This is a genomic window from Amycolatopsis thermalba, from assembly GCF_003385215.1.
Taxonomy (GTDB): Bacteria; Actinomycetota; Actinomycetes; order Mycobacteriales; family Pseudonocardiaceae; genus Amycolatopsis_E; species Amycolatopsis_E thermalba.
Map to the genome: position 1 here is coordinate 1 of NZ_PQHW01000033.1, position 17,417 is coordinate 17,417.

17 protein-coding genes are annotated in these 17,417 nt (G+C 71.5%); 9 read left to right on the forward strand and 8 right to left on the reverse strand.

What is annotated here, in order from left to right; genetic code table 11:
- Nucleotides 1–391 precede the first annotated feature (391 nt).
- A complete protein-coding gene (locus D0D15_RS15460; protein WP_094006521.1) occupies nucleotides 392–2,245 on the reverse strand; it encodes an FAD/NAD(P)-binding protein in 1,854 nt (617 codons plus the stop codon).
- 58 nt (nucleotides 2,246–2,303) lie between these two features.
- Nucleotides 2,304–2,948 (reverse strand): TetR/AcrR family transcriptional regulator, encoded by a 645-nt coding sequence (locus D0D15_RS15465; protein WP_162830584.1) that lies wholly within the window; start codon nucleotides 2,946–2,948, stop codon nucleotides 2,304–2,306.
- 72 nt (nucleotides 2,949–3,020) lie between these two features.
- On the opposite strand from D0D15_RS15465, the gene D0D15_RS15470 reads away from it, so the two are divergent.
- Nucleotides 3,021–4,238: a lipase family protein gene (locus D0D15_RS15470; protein WP_094006519.1), complete on the forward strand. Its 1,218-nt coding sequence runs from the start codon at nucleotides 3,021–3,023 to the stop codon at nucleotides 4,236–4,238.
- 11 nt (nucleotides 4,239–4,249) lie between these two features.
- Here D0D15_RS15470 and D0D15_RS15475 read toward each other — a convergent pair whose 3' ends face one another.
- A complete protein-coding gene (locus D0D15_RS15475) occupies nucleotides 4,250–4,657 on the reverse strand; it encodes a DUF3151 domain-containing protein (RefSeq protein ID WP_094006518.1) in 408 nt (135 codons plus the stop codon).
- A gap of 222 nt (nucleotides 4,658–4,879) precedes the next feature.
- Here D0D15_RS15475 and D0D15_RS15480 point away from each other — a divergent pair, with 222 nt between their 5' ends.
- On the forward strand, nucleotides 4,880–6,052 hold the full coding sequence (locus D0D15_RS15480) for a hypothetical protein (protein ID WP_094006517.1): 1,173 nt from the start codon (nucleotides 4,880–4,882) through the stop codon (nucleotides 6,050–6,052).
- Here D0D15_RS15480 and fbaA read toward each other — a convergent pair.
- Both fbaA and D0D15_RS15490 read right to left on the reverse strand, forming a co-directional pair.
- Nucleotides 6,045–7,076 (reverse strand): class II fructose-bisphosphate aldolase, encoded by a 1,032-nt coding sequence (fbaA, locus tag D0D15_RS15485; RefSeq protein ID WP_094006516.1) that lies wholly within the window; start codon nucleotides 7,074–7,076, stop codon nucleotides 6,045–6,047. The two genes, D0D15_RS15480 and fbaA, sit on opposite strands and share 8 nt — an antisense overlap.
- 157 nt (nucleotides 7,077–7,233) lie before the next feature.
- Nucleotides 7,234–8,061, reverse strand: coding sequence for an LLM class F420-dependent oxidoreductase (locus D0D15_RS15490; RefSeq protein ID WP_094006515.1), 828 nt, complete (start codon nucleotides 8,059–8,061; stop codon nucleotides 7,234–7,236).
- Between the two features lie 50 nt (nucleotides 8,062–8,111).
- On the opposite strand from D0D15_RS15490, the gene D0D15_RS15495 reads away from it, so the two are divergent.
- From D0D15_RS15495 to D0D15_RS15505, 3 genes are all read left to right on the forward strand, one after another.
- Nucleotides 8,112–9,035 carry an aldo/keto reductase gene (locus D0D15_RS15495; protein ID WP_094006514.1) on the forward strand — a complete coding sequence of 308 codons (924 nt, stop codon included), beginning with the start codon at nucleotides 8,112–8,114 and terminating at the stop codon, nucleotides 9,033–9,035.
- Between the two features lie 1,324 nt (nucleotides 9,036–10,359).
- The gene (locus tag D0D15_RS15500; RefSeq protein WP_094006513.1) at nucleotides 10,360–11,238 is read left to right on the forward strand and encodes an SDR family oxidoreductase; all 879 of its coding nucleotides are present in this window, start codon (nucleotides 10,360–10,362) and stop codon (nucleotides 11,236–11,238) included.
- 10 nt (nucleotides 11,239–11,248) lie between these two features.
- Nucleotides 11,249–11,701, forward strand: a complete 453-nt coding sequence (locus D0D15_RS15505) for a pyridoxamine 5'-phosphate oxidase family protein (protein ID WP_094006512.1) — start codon at nucleotides 11,249–11,251, stop codon at nucleotides 11,699–11,701.
- On the opposite strand, the gene D0D15_RS15510 is transcribed toward D0D15_RS15505, so the two are convergent.
- Complete coding sequence (locus tag D0D15_RS15510) at nucleotides 11,695–11,970, reverse strand: YciI family protein (RefSeq protein WP_094006511.1); 276 nt, start codon at nucleotides 11,968–11,970, stop codon at nucleotides 11,695–11,697. The genes D0D15_RS15505 and D0D15_RS15510 overlap by 7 nt on opposite strands.
- 119 nt (nucleotides 11,971–12,089) lie before the next feature.
- On the opposite strand from D0D15_RS15510, the gene D0D15_RS15515 reads away from it, so the two are divergent.
- A complete protein-coding gene (locus tag D0D15_RS15515) occupies nucleotides 12,090–12,662 on the forward strand; it encodes a SigE family RNA polymerase sigma factor (RefSeq protein WP_094006531.1) in 573 nt (190 codons plus the stop codon).
- Nucleotides 12,663–12,702: 40 nt separating this feature from the next.
- Nucleotides 12,703–13,827, forward strand: coding sequence for an N-acetylglucosamine-6-phosphate deacetylase (gene nagA, locus D0D15_RS15520; protein WP_094006530.1), 1,125 nt, complete (start codon nucleotides 12,703–12,705; stop codon nucleotides 13,825–13,827).
- Here the strand turns inward: nagA and D0D15_RS15525 are convergent, their stop codons facing one another.
- Complete coding sequence (locus D0D15_RS15525) at nucleotides 13,828–14,532, reverse strand: SAVMC3_10250 family protein (RefSeq protein ID WP_094006510.1); 705 nt, start codon at nucleotides 14,530–14,532, stop codon at nucleotides 13,828–13,830.
- Nucleotides 14,533–14,874: 342 nt separating this feature from the next.
- On the opposite strand from D0D15_RS15525, the gene D0D15_RS15535 reads away from it, so the two are divergent.
- The gene (locus D0D15_RS15535) at nucleotides 14,875–15,174 is read left to right on the forward strand and encodes a hypothetical protein (protein WP_094006529.1); all 300 of its coding nucleotides are present in this window, start codon (nucleotides 14,875–14,877) and stop codon (nucleotides 15,172–15,174) included.
- Between the two features lie 43 nt (nucleotides 15,175–15,217).
- Entirely contained in the window at nucleotides 15,218–15,928 is a 711-nt protein-coding gene (locus tag D0D15_RS15540) for a DedA family protein (protein ID WP_094006509.1), read from the forward strand.
- A gap of 54 nt (nucleotides 15,929–15,982) precedes the next feature.
- Here D0D15_RS15540 and D0D15_RS15545 read toward each other — a convergent pair whose 3' ends face one another.
- The gene (locus tag D0D15_RS15545) at nucleotides 15,983–17,374 is read right to left on the reverse strand and encodes an FAD-binding oxidoreductase (protein ID WP_094006508.1); all 1,392 of its coding nucleotides are present in this window, start codon (nucleotides 17,372–17,374) and stop codon (nucleotides 15,983–15,985) included.
- Between the last annotated feature and the right edge of the window lie 43 nt (nucleotides 17,375–17,417).

Sequence of the window (17,417 nt, forward strand, 5' to 3'; positions counted from 1 at the left end):
TCGTACCGCGGTGGGCAGCGTCCCGCGCACCGGCGGTTTTCGCGCGGGTGGATGCTGGACGCACCGGCCCCCGGACTGCAACCGGGACGTTCACACCCGGGGCCGGTAGGTGGGCCGTCGACCGCAGGTACCCGGTTGGCGGCCCGCCGCGGCCTTGCCGTGGGGGTGGGTCGTACCGCGGTGGGCAGCGTCCCGCGCACCGGCGGTTTTCGCGCGGGTGGATGCTGGACGCACCGGCCCCCGGACTGCAACCGGGACGTTCACACCCGGGGCCGGTAGGTGGGCCGTCGACCGCAGAGGTACCCGGTCGGCGGCCCGCCGCACGCCTTCGCCCTGTTCCGGTCGGCAGCACCTGCCCCCGGCCTGAGCCCGCCGCCAGGATCGGCGTCCTCTACCCCGGCCGCTCGTCCCGCAGCATGCGCAGTATCTCCCGCGCCGTGGCGTCGTTCTGGCGGAAGGACAGGCCGTTCGTTCTCGGGCGGGTGAACGCCGCCGCTGAGCGGGCGCTCGTGTGCGGGCCCAGGGCGAACCGCCGGGAGTGGGGGCGGCCCGTGGCGTCCAGCAGCCGCCCGTCCGACACCCGCGTCGCGATCCGGCCCGACGGCAGGTCCCGCACGTGCTCCTCCGCCAGCTCGCCCGCACCCCGCAACTGCGCCAGCAACCCGTCCGAAGCCCGCCGCACGCTCGGCTCCGGCAGGCGCGCCTCGATCAGCGTCCGGGCCGTCACCGAACCCGGGAAACTCCCCGAAGAAGCGACGAAACCCGACGAACCAACTGAAATCCGCACCTCCGCCCCGAGGAACGACACCACCCCGGCCTCGTGCAGCGCCAGCAGCTCCTGCAACCGTCGCGGCGGGGGACCGCTCGCGTAGTAGGAGAAGAACCCGTGCCACCAACCATCCACATCGGACACGTCCAGCGAACCGGACGCCATCAGCGGGGGCATCTGCTGGTACGCCGACAACAACGCCATGAACGCGCCCAGATCCGCCGAATACGCCGGATCCGCCCGCCGCGCCAGGTCCGCCTCCACGTACGACCGCAGGTACTTCCCGAACTCCTCCGCCGTCCCGAACCGCAGCCCCGCCAGCGGCCGGTCCAGCCGCTCCAGGTCGAGCCGGTCCTCCTCGGCCGGCACCGCCCGGCGCACCAGCGCGCGCATCTCCGCGCTGTCCCACGAGAACTCCGCGAAACAGCGGGAAAAATCCGCGAACGACATCCGCACCCGCGACGGATGCGCGGTGAACAGCTCGCTGTAGTACCCCCACGCCAGCTCCTTCGCCACGTGCGGCCACACGTCGGCGCGGAACTCGAGCTGCCGGCCCCGCTCCAGAAGCTCCGAAACCCGTTCGGGACCGAAGAACCGCGGCAACCCCAGCGGCGCGCCCTGCAACCGGTAACCGGGCTTCGCGTGGTAGGGCACTCCGCGCCGGGAACCGATGTGCAGCACCGGTTCCGCGCCGCTCGGGTGGTACACCAGCCCGCCCGCGTGCTCGGTGAACCGCCCGCCGCGCCCCTCGGTCAGCAACAGCATCAGGTCCACGAACGCCAGCCCGAACCCGCGCACCAGCACCGGCTCACCCGGCGCGACGTGCTGGTAGTCGACGTCCGCCGGGTACCCCGCCGGGTAGTACGCCAGCCCGTGCGCGGCCGCGAACTCCGCCAGTTCCCGCTCACCCGAACCCGGTTCGGCGTCCAGGTGTCCCACCGCCAGCACGATCACGTCCACGTCGAGCGGCTCGTCCACCCCCGCCAGCCACACCCGCGTCTCGTCGATCCGCGTCGCCCGCGTGCGGTGCTCGACCACCTCGATGCCCGGCGCCAGCCCGGCCAGCACGTGCCGGTACACCCAGTCCAGGTACGCGCTCGCCAGCCGTCGCGTCGGAAAGGACGTCCCGCGCAACGCGAAGAGCTCGTCCCGCAGATCCTCCGGCACGTCGTACCGGATCCGCCCCGCGCGCACCTCCCGCGCCCACTGCCACAGCGACGGCCCCGTCCGCACCGGGCCGTCCATCGTCACCGTGTCGTCGGTGAACATCGTGACGTCCTCGGCCATCGAGTTCATCCGCAGCAACGGCGACTGCTCGTACCGCCAGATCCGGCCGGCGCCCGGCGGGAACGGGTCGATCAGGTGCACCACCAGCCCCGCCGGCCCCAGCAACGCGGCCGCGTTCGCCGACAACCGCTCCAGCACGCCGACCCCACGCGGACCCGCCCCCACGATCGCGAGCTGAGACGGCGCCATGCCTTCGACGCTACGGAAGGATCCCCGGCCCCCGACCCGGTTCCCGCATCCTGGACCCCTACCGCACGCGCGCGATGACCTCGGGCGTCTGGCTGTACAGCCGCAGCACGCCGCCGATCGTGAACTCGGTCAGCAGGTCGATCAGCGCGTCGCGGTCCGGCGCGTCCCCGTTCCAGTTGAGCCCGACCAGCGATTCGACCATCGCGAAGTACATCGTGACCAGTGCGGTGTCCGCGCGGCCCGGTTCGACGCCGAACTCCGCCCACCGCTGGCCGCTCGCCTCGGTGTAGACGCGGGCCAGCCGCTTCCGCAGTCGGGACAGCGCCGGATTGCCGGTGCGCTCAGCCTCCTGGAACAGCGGCAGCGCGTCCGGATGCGCGGCGGCGAAGTCGAACAGGTTCGCGTAGTTCTTGCGCGCCCAGCTCTTCAGGTCCAGATCGGCGTCGCTCGCGCCGGCCGCCGCGATCGCCGCGTAGGCCTGCTCCTCCGCCTGCTCGACCACGGCCGCGAACAACGCGTTCTTGTCGCCGTACAGCTCGTACACCGCCTGCCGGGTCAGGCCGGCCTCCCGCGCGATGTGTTCGATGGTGGACCCCTGCAGGCCGCTCGTGGCGAAGACGTGCCCGGCCGCGGCGAGCACGAGGGCGCGTTGATCGGCGACCGGCAGCTTCCGGGGCCTGCCGGGGCCACGCTTTCGGGGCATTGACACGCCTGCCACCTCACCACAATCCTTTTCCGACATAACTGTCGGAAAATAGCTCACCGGGGAGCGTTCATGCGCCTTTCGACTCGCCGGCTCGCGGCGATCGTGACCGCGGCGGTCGCCGCGCTGTCGGTGACGACCGCGCCGGCCGGCGCCGCAACCTCCTCCGGCGACTTCTACGATCCGCCGGCCACACTGCCGAGTGACAACGGCGCCATCATCCGTCACGAGCCGAGCCAGTTCTTCCTCGACCCGGTGAAGCTGCTCCGCGCTCCCGCCGCCGTCCAGCGGATCATGTACCGCAGCACGGACACGCACGGTGACGCCGTCGCGGTCACCGGAACCGTGCTCACGCCCAAGACGCCGTGGCGCGGCGCGGGCGAGCGGCCGCTCATCGCCTACGCCCCCGGCACGCAGGGCCTGGGCGACCAGTGCGCGCCGTCCAAGGCGCTGGCCGCGGGCGGGGAGTACGAGGGCCCGTTCATCGCCGGCCTGCTGGCCCGCGGCTACGCGGTGGTCGTCACCGACTACCAGGGCCTGGGCACGCCCGGCGTGCACACCTACGTCAACCGGAAGGCCGAGGCCCATGCGGTCCTCGACTCGATCCGCGCCACGCAGCGGCTCCCGGGCCTGCCCGCCGACGGGCCGGTCGCGATCGCGGGCTACTCCCAGGGCGGTGGCGCCTCCGCCGCGGCCGCCGAGCTGCAGCCGTCCTACGCCCCGGAGCTGGACCTCGAGGGCGCCTACGCGGGCGCGGTCCCGGCCGACCTGGTTGCGGTCGGCCGCAGCCTGGACGGCGCCTACGCCGTCGGTTTCCTGATGTTCGCCGTCGCGAGCGTCAACTACGCCTACCCCGAGCTGCGCATCACCGACGTCCTCAACGACCGGGGCAAGGCGCTCGTGGCCCGGGTCGAGCGCGAGTGCACGGTCGAATCGATCGTGGACCACGCGTTCACCCGCACCGCGGACCTGACCGTCGACGGCCGCTCGATCAGCGAATACCTGGCCGAGGAGCCCTACGCGTCGGTGGTCGAGGAGCAGCGGATCGGCCGGCTCGCACCGGCGGTCCCGATGTACGTCGTGCACAGCGCGCTGGACGACATCGTCCCCTACCAGCAGGGCCGGACGATGGCCCGGACCTGGTGCGACGAGGGCGCCACCGTGCGGTTCGACACCCTCGCGGTGCCGACCCACGTCGGTGGCGCCGTCGCCGGCTACCCGGCTGCCTTCGCGTGGCTGGAAGGCCGGTTCGCGGGCGAGGCAGCACCCGACAACTGCGGAGAGTTCTAAATGGTCAGGATCTACTGGAGCCCGGTCGCCGCGGCGGCCGCCGGGTCGGAGTCGGCGATGAACTTCCGGCACCGCTCGTACTCCTCGGTTTCCCCGAGGCGCTGGGCGGCCTTCGCCAGGGCCGCCAGCGCCCGCAGGAAGCCCTGGTTCGGGCGGTGGTCCCAGGGGATCGGGCCGAAGCCCTTCCAGCCGGCGCGGCGCAGCTGATCCAGCCCGCGGTGGTAGCCGGTGCGGGCGAAGGCGTAGGCCGGGACGAACTCGTTCGCCTCCAGCGCCCGCTCCGCCAGCGCCGCCCACGCCTCGCTGAAGTCGGGGTGCTCGGCGGCCACGTCGGACGGGTCGGTGCCGGCGTCCATCGCGGCCTGCGCGTCCACGCGCTCGGGCAGGCGGGTGGGGTCGGGTTCCAGCAGGTTCGTCATGGTGCCCAGTATCGGCGGCCTACACGAACAGGCTCGCGAGGACCCCGCTGCCGAGCAGGACGAGAGCGGCGATCAGGACCGCGGCGACGAGACGTTTCGGCATCACGGGCGGACACGATGCCCGTCGTCCGCCCCTGATGCAAGCGAGTCACGCCTCAGGGTGAACCCGGATATTCGGGCATCTCGCTCCGCCCGGCGGCGCCGACCATGGATGATGTCCGCATGACGAAGGCGCTCGAGGGGGCCGCCGAGGGTGTCGCCGTGCCGCGCGGCCCCATCGGCAAGACCAAGCTTTTCTTCGCCACCCACTGGGTGCGCGGGGTACCGGGGCAGCCGGCGCCCGCCTGGGTGCTGCGGTTCGCCTACGGCATGTGGCTGGTCGCGTTCACCTTCAAGGTGATCGGCTCGTCGTGGGACATGTCGTGGCACTTCAAGTTCATCCGCGACGACTTCGCCCCGCCGCACCTGATCAACACGGTCGGCACCGGGATCGTCATCGTGCTGGTCGCGATCCACAGCTACACCGGGCTCGGCTGCGACCGCCGCTCGCTGCGGCTGATGCAGGCCGGGCTGGTGATGTTCCTGATCGCCGCGCCGCTGGACGTCATCAACCACCGGGTCAGCGGTCTCGACCTGACCGCGTGGAGCCCCACGCACATGCTGCTCTACGTCGGCACCGGCGTGATGCTGGCCGGGGTCATCGACGGCTGGATGAAGACCGCGCCGCCGGGCCGGTTCCGCACGCTGGTGCTGACCGGGCTGTGGGTGTTCTTCCTGGAGAACACGTTCTTCCCGAACGGCCAGCAGGAGTACGGGATCCTCAGCCTGCGGGCGTGGGAGCGCGGCGCGCCGGAGGCCGAGCCGTCGCTGCTGAGCTTCGCCGCCGAGCAGATCGGGCACCCGGTCGACCGGGTCGCGGTGCTGCACTTCGCGATGCCGATCGCGGACTGGGTGTACCCGCTGTGGGGGGTGGGGGTGTCGGCGCTGGTCCTGGCGCTGGCGCGGCACACGATCGGCCGCACCTGGGCGGCGACGGCGGTGGCCGGCGCGTACGTGGCCTACCGCGCGATCATCTGGCCGCTGCTGGTCGTCGGCACGTTCCCGGCCTCGGCGATCCCGTTCTACCTGCTCGCCGTCGGGCTCGCGGTGGACGTGGCGTTCCGCGTGGGGCGGGCGCACCGGGTGCTCACGCCGCTGGCCGGCGGTCTGCTGGTGACCGCGTTCGGGTACGGCGCGCTGTGGCTGCAGTCGCAGCTGCGGCCGTGGCTGCTCGGCAGCGCGCACACCGAATCCGCGCCGCCGTTCGCCTACTGGCCCGCGCTGGTGGTGCTCGTGGGGCTGCCCGTGCTGTGGTGGGCCCTCACGCGGATGAGGGCCCACCAGACGGTCAGCTGATCTTCGTGCCCGCCGACTTGAGATGCTCGGCGGCCTCGACGATGCGCTTGGCCATCGACTGCTCGGCCTGCTTGAGGTAGCTGCGCGGGTCGTAGGTCTTCTTGTTGCCGACCTCGCCGTCGATCTTCAGGACGCCGTCGTAGTTCTTGAAGAAGTGGTCGGCGATCGGGCGGGAGAAGGCGTACTGGGTGTCGGTGTCGATGTTCATCTTCACCACGCCGTAGGACACCGCCTCGTGGATCTCCTCCAGCAGCGAGCCGGAGCCGCCGTGGAAGACCAGCTCGAACGGCTTGCTGCCCTCGGCGAGGCCCAGCTTCTCGGCGGCGACCTGCTGGCCGCGCTTGAGCACCTCCGGGCGCAGCTTGACCGCGCCCGGCTTGTAGGCGCCGTGCACGTTGCCGAAGGTCGCGGCGAGCAGGTAGCGGCCCTTCTCGCCGGTGCCCAGCGCGTCGACGGTCTTCACGAAGTCGCCCTCGGCGGTGTACAGCTTCTCGTTGATGTCGTTCGAGACGCCGTCCTCCTCACCGCCGACGACGCCGATCTCCACCTCGAGGATGATCTTCGCGGCGGCCGCCTTCGCGAGCAGCTCGGTGGCGATCTCCAGGTTCTCGTCCAGGTCGATCGCCGAGCCGTCCCACATGTGCGACTGGAACAGCGGGTTCTGGCCCTTGTTGACGCGCTCCTGGGACAGGGCGATCAGCGGGCGGACGAAGCCGTCCAGCTTGTCCTTGGGGCAGTGGTCGGTGTGCAGGGCGATGTTGACCGGGTACTTCTCGGCGACGACGTGCGCGAACTCGGCGAGCGCGGTCGCACCGGTCACCATGTCCTTGACCCGGGTGCCGGACGCGAACTCGGCGCCACCGGTCGAGATCTGGATGATTCCGTCGCTCTCCGCGTCGGCGAACCCGCGCAGGGCGGCGTTGAGGGTCTCCGACGAGGTCACGTTGATCGCCGGGTACGCGAACTCGCCCGCCTTGGCCCGGTCCAGCATCTCCGCGTAGACCTCGGGGGTGGCGATGGGCATCGTTGGTCCTCCTAGCTGTGGTTCGCCTTCGTTGCCCGAATCGTACGAGGTCGGCGGTGGGAGGACAGTGTGCTGGCTCTCTGCGGCGCAGGTCGGGAACGATCAAGTGACAAAAGCCGCTCCGCCCTGGTGCGGGGGCGGAGCGGCTTCGGCCGGGTCAGGACAGCAGGGCCTCGCTGATGGCGCGGTAGCCGGGCAGCGGGTCGTCGCCGAGGACCTGGACGCAGACGTGGTCCGCGCCGGCGTCGAGGTGGGCGGTGATGCCCGCGGCGATCGAGTCGATGTCGCCGTGCAGGGCGAGGGCGTCGATCAGCGCGTCGCTGCCGCCGTTGTCCAGGTCGGCTTCGGTCCAGCCGTGCCGGAGCAGGTTGCTCCGGTAGTTGACGAGGTTGAGGTACGGGTGCTCGATCGTCGGGCGGGCGATGGCGCGGGCCTTCTCCGGGTCGGTCTCCAGCACGATCTTCTGCTCCGGGGCGAGCAGCACGCCGTCGCCGAGGACGCGGCGGGCCTCCTTGGTGTGCTCCGGCGTGGTCAGGTACGGGTGCGCGCCCGCGGTGCGCTCGGCGGAGAGCTGGAGCACCTTCGGGCCGAGCGCGGCCAGCGCGCGGGCGGCGACCGGCACACCGGCTTCGTCCAGGCCGTCGAGGTAGTCGACGATCTTGTCGTAGGGCTTCTGGTATTCCTGGTGGGCCTCCGGGTGGCCGATGCCGACGCCGAGCAGGAAGCGGCCGGGGTGCTTGGCCTCGATGCGCTGCCAGGACGCGCCGACGGTGGCCGCGTCGTCCTTCCACATGTTGACGATGCCGGTGGCGACCTTGATGTTCTCCGTCGCGTCCAGCAGCTCGTCGACGATGGTCAGCTGCCCGTCGGGGGAGCCGCCGATCCAGATCGCGCCGAAGCCGAGGCGTTCGGCTTCGCGTGCCAGGTCCGCGTTCAGCTGGTGCCAGCCCCGCCAGATACCGATCTTGCCGAGTTCGATAGCCATGCCTGTCCCAACTCCGGTGGGCGGCCGGTGCATTCCTCTATGTTGGGATCATGGCGAAAATCGGTGATCTCGAGGTGTTCCCGCTCAACCTCGGGGACAACGTGTTCGGCTGGACCGCCGACGAGGAGCAGTCCTTCGCCGTGCTGGACGCGTACGCGGCCGCCGGCGGCAACTTCATCGACACCGCGGACGCCTACATGGCTCGCATCCCGGGCAATTCCGGCGGCGAGTCGGAGACGATCATCGGCAAGTGGCTGAAGCGCCGCGGCCGTCGCGATGATGTCGTCATCGCGACGAAGGTGGGCAGCTGGGCGGCGCGGCCGGGGGTGAGCGCGAAGAACATCCGCGAGGCGGCGGAGGACTCGCTGCGCCGGTTGCAGACTGATTATTTGGACCTGTACTACGCCCACCGGGATGTGGCGGATGTGCCGCTGGAGGAGACGCTCGGTGCGTTCGACGCGCTGGTGCGGGCCGGGAAGGTGCGGTACCTGGGCGCGTCGAACTACAGCGCGGACCGGTTGGCGGAGGCGCTGTCCATTTCGGACCGCGAGGGGTTCGCCCGGTACGTGGCGGTGCAGCCGCACTACAACCTGGTCGAGCGCGGGTACGAGCAGGAGCTGGCCCCGCTGGTGGCGAAGGAGGGGTTGGCGTCGCTGCCCTACTTCGGGCTGGCCAGGGGTTTCCTGACGGGCAAGTACCGCTCGCGCGAGGCCGGCGGCAGCCCGCGGGCCGAGGGGGCGGTGGCGTACCTGGACCACCGGGGCGAGCGGGTGCTGGAGGCGCTGGACGAGATCTCGGCCGCGCGCGGGACTTCGCAGGCCGCGGTGGCGCTGGCGTGGCTGGCCGCGCAGCCGACTGTTGTGGCGCCCATCGCGAGCGCCCGGAACGTGGAGCAGTTGGCGGACCTGCTGGCTTCGGTGGAGCTCCGCTTGAGCGAGGCGGAGCTGGCTGCCTTGGATGACGCTTCGCAGTAGCCCGGTGGCTGGACGGGGGCGGGGCCTGGGCCGGCTTTCTCGCTGTTCTGTGAGTGGCCCTCTCGCCGTGGTGATGGCTGGTCTTCTCGCCGTGGTGATGGCCCTACTGACAGTGGCGCGGGTGGCCCCCTGGCCGTGGTGATGGCCCTACTGACAGTGGCGCGGGTGGCCCCCTGGCCGTGGTGATGGCCCTACTGACAGTGGCGCGGGTGGCCCCCTGGCCGTGGTAATGGCCCTACTGACAGCGGCGCGGGTGGCCCTCTCGCCTAGTTACGGATGGCCTTCTCGCAGTGTCGTGGCTGGCTTCGGCATGCGGTGGCTGGCCCTCTCGCTGTGACGCGAGCGGTCTCTTCGCTGGGGCGTGGCCGTTCCTCTCGCGTCGCCACGAAAGGTCCTCTCGCGCGCCGTCTTGACGAGTGTCCACTCTCGCGCCGAGCCGGTGCGCGCACGAAAGGCCCACTCACGTGCCGCGAAGCGGTCTCCCGTGTGCTCACGAGAGGCCCACTCGCGTGTCGGCGAGAGGGTTCTCTCGGGTGTTGGTGATTGGCCCTTTCGCGCGCCAGCGAGGTGCCCTCTCGTGTGCCGGCGAGAGGTCCGCTCGCGCACCGACGAGAGGTCCGCTCGTGTGCCGGCCGCGGGGCCTTTCGCGCGGTGGCGGGTGATTGGCTTTTTCGCGCGCCAGCGAGGTGCCCTTTCATGCGTCGGCGAGCGGTCCGCTCGTGTGCCGGTGAGTGGCCCACGGGTGTGCCGGCCGCAGGGTCCTCCGCGTGGCGGCGATTGGCCCTTTCGCGCGCCAGCGAGCTGTCCTCTCGTGCACCGATGAGTGGCCCACTCGCGCGCCAGCCGCAGGGGTCCTTCGCGCGGCGGGCGATTGGCCCTCTCGCGCGTCGACGAACGGGCCGCTCGCGCACCGATGAGATGCCCTCTCGCGCGCTAACGAGCGGCCCTCTCGTGCGCCAACGAGAGGTCCTCTCGCGCGCCGACGAACGGCCCTCTCGTGCGCCGACGAACGGGCCGCTCGCGCACCGATGAGATGCCCTCTCGCGCGCTAACGAGCGGCCCTCTCGTGCGCCAACGAGAGGTCCCCTCGCGCCCCGACGAGCGGCCCACTTGCGCGCCACCGAGATGCCCACTCGCCCGCCGATGAGAGCCCCACACGAGCGCCGATGACAGACCCACTCGCGCGGCCGACGACAAGTCCCCTCGCCCGTCGGCGACCAGCCCCCTCACCCACTGGCGACAGGCCCAGCCACCCACCACAACCCCGAAAATTCCACCTACTGCGTAGTAGCTTACTCCCGGTAGGTTGGTATATGGTCCGACCATGGCCAACGTAAAAGGCAAGGTCGTGCTCATCACCGGAGCTGCGCGCGGCATTGGCGCCGGGCTCGCCGAGCGGCTCGCGGCTCGTGGTGCCAAGGTTGCCCTCGTCGGGCTCGAGGCCGACGAGCAGCGCAAGGTCGCCGAACGCATCGGGGCCTCCGCGAAGGCCTGGGAAGCCGACGTGACCGACTGGGACGCCCTCGAAAAAGCCACCGCGGGCGTCGTCGAGCACTTCGGCGGTATCGACATCGTCATCGCCAACGCGGGGATCGCCACCACCGGCTTCGTCCGCTCCGTCGACCCCGCCGCGTTCGAAAAGGTCATCGAGGTCGACCTGCTCGGCGTGTGGCGCACCTTCCGCGTCACCCTGCCGCACGTCATCGAACGGCGCGGCTACCTGCTGGCGATCTCCTCCCTCGCCGCGATCACCCACGCCCCCGGCATGGCCAACTACGCCGCCGCGAAGGCCGGCGTCGAAGCCTTCTCCAACAGCCTCCGCGCCGAGGTCGCCCACCTGGGCGTCAAGGTCGGCGTCGCCCACCCGACCTGGATCCGCACGGACCTCGTCGAGAGCGCCGACGCGCACCCGGTCTTCGGCAAGCTCCGCGCCGGCATGCCCGGCCTGATCGGCAAGACCTACCCGCTCAACGTGGCCCTCGACCTGCTCGAGGCCGGCATCCTCAAGCGCGCCCGCGTCATCCACGTGCCGAAGTGGGTCGGCGTGCTCAAGGCCATCCGCGCGTTCCTGCCGCCGATCGTCGAACTCGGGGCGCGGACCCGGGTGCCCGCCGCCGACAAGGCCGCGCTCGAGGACATCAAGGCACGCGGCGCGCGCGAGGCCGCCATCACCGGGCATGGTGGACGGGCCGCAACCCGTTGAGGAGGCCCGCATGTCCCGCCGCGACCTGATCCGGATGACCCCCGACGAGGTCCTCGCGTTCCTCGCCGAACAGAAGGTCATCAACGTGGCCACCATCAACCCCAACGGCCGCCCGCACCTCGCCCCGCTCTGGTACGTGCCCCGGAACGACGGCGTCGCGACCTGGACCTACCGCAAGTCGCAGAAGGTCGCCAACCTGCGGCGCCTGCCGCAGGCGACCGTGCTCGTCGAGACCGGCGACACCTACGACAAGCTGCGTGGCGTCCAGTTCGAGGCCGACGTGGAGATCGTCGAGGACACCCCCGCCGTCGCGGAGATCGGCGCGGCCATGGCGGAGCGCTACGGCGGCGGCTCACTGGCCGCCGACGTGGTCGCCGCGCAGGCCGCCAAGCGCGTCGGGCTGGTGTTCACGCCGACGAAGGTCGTCAGCTGGGACCACACCAAGCTCGGCGGCGTCTACTGAACCCAGGCGCCCAGCGTCGGCTTGAACTCCCGCACCGTGAAGCTCTCCAGTGCGCCCTCGACGACGTACGGATCGGCGTCGAGGATCGCCTGGAGGGCGTCGGCGTCCGCGGCCTGGATCAGGAACGCCCCGCCCGAGTCGTCGGCGAACGGCCCGGCCACCGCGACCGTGCCCTCGGCGGCGAGCTTGGCGAGGTACTCCCGGTGACGGGGCCGGACCTCCCCGTACTTCCCCTGGTCGTAGACCGTCTGCACCAGGAACCAGGCCATGCGCACCTCCGTTTGCGTACCTGCTCCGCACGCTACCGGGTGAAGTGAATCAACCGATACGCTGGTCCGCGCGTGTACAGCACGTGGACAACGGTCAGGCCGAGGACAGGCGGGAGTACATGCCGGACGGCAGCGCGGAGCGCAGCGTCGAACGCACGCTCGGGCATTTGCGCACCATGGACGGGGTCGCTCCCGTGTCGGCCCAGCAGGCCGGCCCGCTGACCCTGGAGGATCTGTACAAGATCCACCGGATGCGCCTGGTCCGGCTCGCGATCCTGCTGGTCGACGAACCGGCGACGGCCGAGGACGTCGTGCAGGAGGCGTTCACCGGGCTCTACCGGAACTGGGGCAAGCTGCGGGACGCCACGGCCGCGGTCGCCTACCTGCGCACCGCGGTGGTCAACGGCTCGCGCAGCGTGCTGCGCCGGCGCAAGACCGCGCGCGAGTACGTCCCGCCGCACGCGGTCAACGCCCGCTCCGCGGAGAGCCTGGCGATGCTCTCCAGCGAGCACCAGTCGGTGGTCAACGCGCTGTCGAAGCTGCCGCCGCGGCAACGCGAGGTGCTCGTCCTGCGCTACTACGGCGGCCTCTCCGAGGCGGAGATCTCCGAGGTCGCGGGCATCTCGAAGGGCACCGTGAAGTCCACGGCGAGCCGGGCGCTGGAGGCTCTCCAGAAGGCCATGAGTGCTTAAGTTGGTTTAGACCAATATGCTGGAGCCTGTGACGGGTTTCGTGCTGACGGGTGGCAGGCTCGCCCTCCCCGAGGGTGTCGTGGACGACGGGTGGCTCGCGGTGTCCGGCGGGGCGATCGCGGGCATCGGAACGGGGACGCCGCCACCGGGTGACCGGGTGGACGTCGCCGGTTGCTACGTGGTGCCCGGGTTCGTCGACGCGCACTGCCACGGCGGCGGGGGCGGGTCGTTCTCCAGCGGCGACGCGAAGGAGATCGTCACCGCGATCAAGGCCCACCGCAGGCACGGCACGACGACCATGCTGGCCAGCCTGGTGTCGGACCCGGTGCGCACGCTGGTGGACCAGATGGCCGTGCTGCGCGAGCTCGTCGACGACGGCGAGCTGGCCGGCATCCACCTGGAGGGCCCGTTCATCGCCTCCGCCCGCTGCGGCGCCCACGACCCCGCGGTGCTGCGCGAGCCCGACGCGGCGACCGTCGACGCCCTGCTGCGGGCCGGGCGCGGCGCCGTCCGCATGGTGACGCTGGCGCCGGAACTGAACGGCGGCGTCCGGGCGGTGCGGCAGCTGGCCGAGTCCGGGGTGATCGCGGCGATCGGGCACACCGACGGCACCGAGGAGCAGATCCGCCCGGCCATCGACGCCGGCGCCACCGTCGCGACGCACCTGTTCAACGGCATGCGCCCGCTGCACCACCGCGAACCCGGCCCGATCGGCGTCCTGCTCGACGACGAGCGCGTCACGATCGAGCTGATCTGCGACCTGGTCCACGTCCACCCCACGGTGCTGCGGATGGCGGCCCGGTACGCCGGCCGCGGCCGCACCACGCTCATCACGGACGCCATGTCGGCCACCGACGCCGCCGACGGCCGCTACCACCTGGGCCGGCTGGAGGTCGACGTCCGGGACGGGGTGGCGACGCTGGCGGACACCGGCTCGCTCGCCGGCAGCACGCTGACCATGGACGCGGCGTTCCGCAACCTGGTCAAGGGCGCCGGCCTGTCCATCCCCGACGCGGTGCGCGCGACCTCGGGACGCCCGGCCGAGCTCCTGGGCCTGGCCGACCGGCTCGGATCGCTGCGCACCGGGCTGGCCGCCGACCTGGTGGTGCTGGACGCCGACCTCCGGCCCCAGCGCGTGCTGCGGCAGGGCACCTGGATCGGGTGATCAGCCGCCGGGCGGCGCGACGTGCTCCACGTAGAGCGGCGTGGCGGCCAGGATGGTCTGCCGGAACGCGGGAATCACCGCGGTGACGCGCGCGTAGCCGGCCACCCAGGCCGCGGTGTGCTCCGGCTGGAGCCGGTTCGTCAGCCGATCCATGCCTCGGACGATGCCGGCCACCTGATCCGCCGGGTGGCCGTGGTCGTCGTTCCCGGTGGGCTGCGGATCCTCCCGGTTGAGGGCGCGCAGAGCCTGGCAGACGTGGAACCACGACCGCGACGGGCCGAGGGCTTGGCGCAGCGACCGCGCATCCGGGCCGGGCGGGGGCGCGCCGACCAGGTGGCCGACCGAACCGTGCAGGAGCAGGCGCAGGCGGCCGCCGGTGGGGTAGTCGCCGTCCGCGCGGTCGATGTCGATGAACAGCACCGCGTCCTCCACCTGCCCGTAGCTCATCGGCGCCTCGAAGTGCACCCACTGCCCGGGCCGCACGTCGGGCTCGGCGAACCACCTGGGCGCCCGCGACGACGCCTCCAGCGCGGCGACCGCCGCCGCCAGCCCGGGCTCGGCCTCGCGCGCCGCCTTGCCGACCTTGAAGCCGCCGACCGGCGTGTTCACCTCGGCCTCCACGTCCCGCAGGCCGCCGGCGCGCTTCGGCAGGCCGGGGGCGAGCTGCTGGAGCTTCGCCTGGGAAACGTAGATCAGCTCACGCACCCGGCCATCCTGCCCGACTGGACGCATGAAGTCGCCCGCTCCGACGCGGGCTGCCCGCTCGAACGCGGGACTCGCGGGCGGGAAGGTGGGACTCAGGGGCGGGAGCGGGGGACTCGCCCGCTCCGAGGCGGAACTTGCCCGCTCCGACGCGGGCTGCCCGCTCGAACGCGGAACTCGCGGGCGGGAGCGTGGGACTCGCGGGCGGGAGCGTGGGACTCGCGGGCGGGAAGGTGGGACTCGCGGGCGGTGTGGTTCGGCGCGCCGGCAGGCGCGGCGAGCCTGGCCGGGACGACCGTGCGTTCCGGCTTCAGCGGTCATCCGCGGTTGATTACGCTGTGCAGGGTGAGCGAGCCGAAGGATCCGGAACGGCTGCTGGCCGAGGCGCTGCAGGCGCAGGCCCGCAGCGCGCCGCACCCCGGCCCGCCCTCCGGTGGGTGGCCGCGGTTCGGCCTGCTGTCCGGCGCGGACGCCAGCTCGCTGGAACGCGAGCGCGCCGCCCTGGAGCAGCCGGCGAAGCCGTCGCGACCGCAGCCGCCCCGCCGGCACGCCGTGCGCGACCTGCCCGCCTACTGGGTCCTCGGCCTGGCCGCTCTCCTCGGTCTCGCGACCGGCGCGGTCATCGGTCTCATCACTCTCCTGTGAGCCCACATACTGCACACAGGGTCACCCTGTACCGTTTTGTGCTGTGATTCTCGCCGAGACCGCGACCACGCTCGCTCTCATGCCGAAGTGGTTCAACCCGGAGTACCTGCTGACCGAGTTCGGCGCATACGTGATCCTCGGGCTGTGCCTGATCATCTTCGCCGAGAGCAGCATCTTCCCGGTGCTCCCCGGTGACTCGCTGCTGTTCACCGCCGGCCTGTTCGTCGCGCAGGGCTCGATCCAGGCGCCGCTGTGGCTGGTGTGCACCCTGGTGACCGTCGCGGCGCTGGTGGGCAACGTGGTCGGCTACGCCATCGGCTGGAAGGCGGGGCCGGCGCTGTTCAAGCGCCCGGACTCGCGCTTCTTCAAGCAGGAGTACGTGGACAAGACGCACGCCTTCCTGGAGAAGCACGGCCCGAAGGCGGTCGTGCTGGCGCGGTTCGTGCCGTTCGTCCGGACGTTCATCACCTGGATCGCCGGCATCGGCCGCATGGACCCCAAGAAGTACTTCACCTACACGGTGATCGGCGGCATCCTGTGGGCCGCCGGCATCACCGCGCTGGGGCACCTGCTCGGCAACATCTCGTTCATCAAGAACAACATCGAGGCCATCTTCATCCTGATCGTGCTGGTCTCGGTGGTGCCGATCGTCATCGAGTGGGCGAAGGGCCGCCGCGAGAAGAAGCTGGCGGCCGCCGCGCGCGCCGAGTCCGACGCCGAGGTCACGCAGCGGATCCCGCGCATCGAGCGCTGACGCAGACACAAGAAGGCCGCCGCACCTGCCCGGGTGCGGCGGCCTTCGTGCGTCTCAGGCCATCGAGAACATCGAACCCGGGTTGAACAGGTTCTCCGGGTCCAGCGCCTGCTTGATCTGCCGGTGCACGCGCATGCCCACCGGCCCGATCTCGCGCTCCAGCCACTCCTTCTTGATCTTGCCGACGCCGTGCTCGCCGGTCACCGTGCCGCCCAGCGTCAACCCCACGTCGAGGATCTCGTCGAACGCGCGCCGCGCCCGGGCGAACTCGTCCGCGCTGTCCGGCTGGTAGACGATCGTCGGGTGCATGTTGCCGTCGCCGGCGTGCCCGACCACCGCGATGCGGAGCCCGACCTCCTCGCTGATCCGCTGGCACCCGGCGATCAGCTCGGCGATCCGCGTCCGCGGCACGGACACGTCGTCGGTCAGCCACACGCCGTACTGCTCCAGCGCGGTCAGCACGACCCGGCGCGCCTGCATCAGCATCCGGCCCTCTTCGAGGTCGTCCGTCGCGTAGGTCATCGTCGCGCCGCAGTCGTTGCAGATCTGCTCCAGCGCGGCCAGCTCGCGCCGCGCCACCTCGCCGCCGGAGTCGGACTGGCACAGCAGCAGCGCCTGGCAGTCGGAACCGGCGCCGAGGTCGGTCTTCAGGTACGTCTCGGCCGCCTTGATCGAGCTGGCGTCCATGATCTCCATCAGCGACGGCACCAGGCCCTCGCGCACGGTCCGCGCCACCGCGGTCCCGGCGGCCTCGGTGCTGTCGAACCCGGCGACCAGCGTGCCCGGCGCCTGCGGCAGCGGCTTCAGCGCCACGGTGGCCTGCGTGATCACCCCGAGCGTGCCCTCGCTCCCGACGAACAGCCGCGCCAGGTCGTAACCGGCCACGCCCTTCACGGTCCGGCGTCCGGTCTTCAGCAGCGACCCGTCGGCCAGCACGACCTCCAGGCCGAGCACCGAGTCGGTGGTCACGCCGTACTTCACGCAGCACAGCCCGCCCGCGTTGGTGGACAGGTTGCCGCCGATCGTGCACCAGTCGTAGCTGGACGGGTCCGGCGGGTAGAACAGCCCGTGCTTCTCGACCGCGTTGCGGAAGTCCAGGTTGACCACGCCGGGCTGCACGACGGCGAGCCGGTTGCCCGCGTCGATCTCGACGATCTGGTCCAGCTTGGTCATCACGAGCACGACACAGCCGTCGATGGCGTTCGCGGCGCCGGACAGCCCGCTGCCCGCGCCGCGCGGCACGATCGGCACCTTCGCCTCGGCGCACGCGCGGACCACCGCCTGCACCCCTTCGACGTCCGAGGGCAGCACCACCGCCAACGGCCGGCCGGAGGGGGCCAGCGGCATCATGTCGCGGGAGTAGCTCCCGGTGACGTCCGCGTCGGTCAGAACAGCGTCCTTGCCCAGCTCGGCGCGCAGTTTCGTCAGCAAAGCGTCGGTGCTCATGCATCTATGGTAGTGCCGATCACGTCCGCTCTGCGGAAAAAAT

What these genes read in the sequence shown, in the direction of transcription:
- D0D15_RS15505 (WP_094006512.1), top strand. Translation starts at nt 11,249, where the DNA reads ATGTCCCGCCGCGACCTGATCCGGATGACCCCCGACGAGGTCCTCGCG.
- D0D15_RS15510 (WP_094006511.1), bottom strand. Translation starts at nt 11,970, where the DNA reads ATGGCCTGGTTCCTGGTGCAGACGGTCTACGACCAGGGGAAGTACGGG.
- D0D15_RS15515 (WP_094006531.1), top strand. Translation starts at nt 12,090, where the DNA reads ATGCCGGACGGCAGCGCGGAGCGCAGCGTCGAACGCACGCTCGGGCAT.
- D0D15_RS15465 (WP_162830584.1), bottom strand. Translation starts at nt 2,948, where the DNA reads ATGCCCCGAAAGCGTGGCCCCGGCAGGCCCCGGAAGCTGCCGGTCGCC.
- D0D15_RS15475 (WP_094006518.1), bottom strand. Translation starts at nt 4,657, where the DNA reads ATGACGAACCTGCTGGAACCCGACCCCACCCGCCTGCCCGAGCGCGTG.
- D0D15_RS15470 (WP_094006519.1), top strand. Translation starts at nt 3,021, where the DNA reads ATGCGCCTTTCGACTCGCCGGCTCGCGGCGATCGTGACCGCGGCGGTC.
- D0D15_RS15545 (WP_094006508.1), bottom strand. Translation starts at nt 17,374, where the DNA reads ATGAGCACCGACGCTTTGCTGACGAAACTGCGCGCCGAGCTGGGCAAG.
- fbaA (WP_094006516.1), bottom strand. Translation starts at nt 7,076, where the DNA reads ATGCCCATCGCCACCCCCGAGGTCTACGCGGAGATGCTGGACCGGGCC.
- D0D15_RS15480 (WP_094006517.1), top strand. Translation starts at nt 4,880, where the DNA reads ATGACGAAGGCGCTCGAGGGGGCCGCCGAGGGTGTCGCCGTGCCGCGC.
- D0D15_RS15500 (WP_094006513.1), top strand. Translation starts at nt 10,360, where the DNA reads ATGGCCAACGTAAAAGGCAAGGTCGTGCTCATCACCGGAGCTGCGCGC.
- D0D15_RS15490 (WP_094006515.1), bottom strand. Translation starts at nt 8,061, where the DNA reads ATGGCTATCGAACTCGGCAAGATCGGTATCTGGCGGGGCTGGCACCAG.
- D0D15_RS15495 (WP_094006514.1), top strand. Translation starts at nt 8,112, where the DNA reads ATGGCGAAAATCGGTGATCTCGAGGTGTTCCCGCTCAACCTCGGGGAC.
- D0D15_RS15460 (WP_094006521.1), bottom strand. Translation starts at nt 2,245, where the DNA reads ATGGCGCCGTCTCAGCTCGCGATCGTGGGGGCGGGTCCGCGTGGGGTC.